The 1,473-nt window shown below is 61.6% G+C and carries 5 protein-coding genes; all 5 read right to left on the minus strand.

What is annotated here, in order from left to right:
- The coding region (locus tag HMPREF0178_RS19885; protein WP_009369332.1) for a hypothetical protein at positions 1–196 on the minus strand (196 nt) is incomplete at its 3' end.
- 27 nt (positions 197–223) lie between these two features.
- On the minus strand, positions 224–571 hold the full coding sequence (locus tag HMPREF0178_RS19890; protein WP_009369333.1) for a helix-turn-helix domain-containing protein: 348 nt from the start codon (positions 569–571) through the stop codon (positions 224–226).
- A gap of 35 nt (positions 572–606) precedes the next feature.
- On the minus strand, positions 607–801 hold the full coding sequence (locus HMPREF0178_RS19895) for a hypothetical protein (RefSeq protein ID WP_009369334.1): 195 nt from the start codon (positions 799–801) through the stop codon (positions 607–609).
- Positions 802–803: 2 nt separating this feature from the next.
- Complete coding sequence (locus HMPREF0178_RS19900) at positions 804–1,055, minus strand: hypothetical protein (RefSeq protein WP_232281340.1); 252 nt, start codon at positions 1,053–1,055, stop codon at positions 804–806.
- The coding region (locus HMPREF0178_RS19905) for a hypothetical protein (RefSeq protein ID WP_009369336.1) at positions 1,049–1,473 on the minus strand (425 nt) is incomplete at its 5' end. The genes HMPREF0178_RS19900 and HMPREF0178_RS19905, both read right to left, overlap by 7 nt.

The following is a 1,473-nucleotide window of genomic DNA, read 5'->3' on the forward strand; positions in this document are numbered from 1 at the left end:
ACGAACAGGATTTATCAACCTTTGCCGGACTGGTGCCGTCGTGATCCCATCCGGAGACAATATCGCCTTCCTTGTAGGGGCAGGCGGCGACGGCGGCGTCACGTTTGGCGACTTCAAGGGCATTCTTCGCCTGTTGCACGGCGCGTTCGCACCTTCTGACCTCATCAACGAGTTCCATGATTTCAGCGTCGTTCATTACCGTTCCGTGTGATGCGTGTTGAGGTTATGGGTTCATCTTTTGCCTGAGCTGGTCGGCAAGCTCGGGAACCACGCCGAGCAGGGCCGCCCGGAGTATCGGCTCAAGGCTCTCTGCCGCCTGCTGTTCCGACAAAACAGGCGTCGGGGGCGTATCCGTTCCCTCCACATACTGCGGGCCTTCGCCGGTGCGGATCCAAGAGGGATTGAGGCCTTTCTTATTGAAAAGCGTCAAGATCCAAGAATCGGGGATGTGGTTGCGCCGTTTCGCTTCCGAAATGCTGCTCTGCTTCACACCGAGCAGGGCGGCGACATCCGTTTGTGTGCGCAGGCCCGTGGATTGAAGGATCCGCTCATAGGCGTCTTGGAAAGGCATGGCAAGTTCTCCTGTGAAGCCCCCAGATTGGGAGCCTATCGTTTCGGTCGCGGGCACCCGCACACGGGGCAGGCCGCGAACTTATGGCTTGTGCCGCACTTGGGGCATTCCGTCGGCGGTTTGCCGCCGGAGGTTTTCAGCCCTTTGCAGGCGGCGTTGATGTGGGCGAAGTTCTTTGCCTTGCGCTTGCCCGTCCATTCCGGGCGGTTCGGGTCGTCGTAGCCTGGCATGGTCAGCCTCCACAGTAGCCGTAGCGGTCGGGGCAGGAAGTACAGTTGCACACTGCTTTCCTACAATCCCCATTATAGGAACACTTTCCTCCGTCCACTTTTCCGTCCCGCCACTTGGGGCATTCTTCGCCCGCACACTTTCCGTATTCGATGGCTTCGTAGGCGATCCCGGCACCATTGGCGTGGTATTCGTAACTTTTGGTCGTCGGCATCAGCGGACAGGGCTGTTTTTTCGCCTGTTCTCTGGTCAGCACGGTATTCCCTCCTTCGGGGCATCCTTCCATGTCCAGCGGTCCTCTTCGCCGCCGTGTCCGGGATCGGGGTTCAGGCTGCACCCGCCGCAGGGGAAGCCGTCCACGGTGCTGGTGACGTGGGCGCAGGTCTTGCATTCGCGGCGCGGCTCCCAGTTGTCGGCATCGCCGCCGTTTGCCTGTGCGCAGGCCATGCAGGGCTCGGCCTTTTCCGTGCCGTCAGCGGAAAGGTGTCGGCATGACAGGCAGGTGCGGGCGTTGGCGGCGGGCGGCGCGGGCAAGGTGAGCACTTCCGCCCGGCCTTCGCCGTTGTCCGCGGGCTTGTCCGGGGTGACGAGTTCAAGGCGGTGCTGCCGCTCATCGGCGGTCATCGGGCGGCGGCTGATTTCCTTGCCCGTCATGGAATCGCACCATACGACCT

This window comes from Bilophila sp. 4_1_30 (genome assembly GCF_000224655.1).
Classification (GTDB): Bacteria; Desulfobacterota; Desulfovibrionia; order Desulfovibrionales; family Desulfovibrionaceae; genus Bilophila; species Bilophila wadsworthia.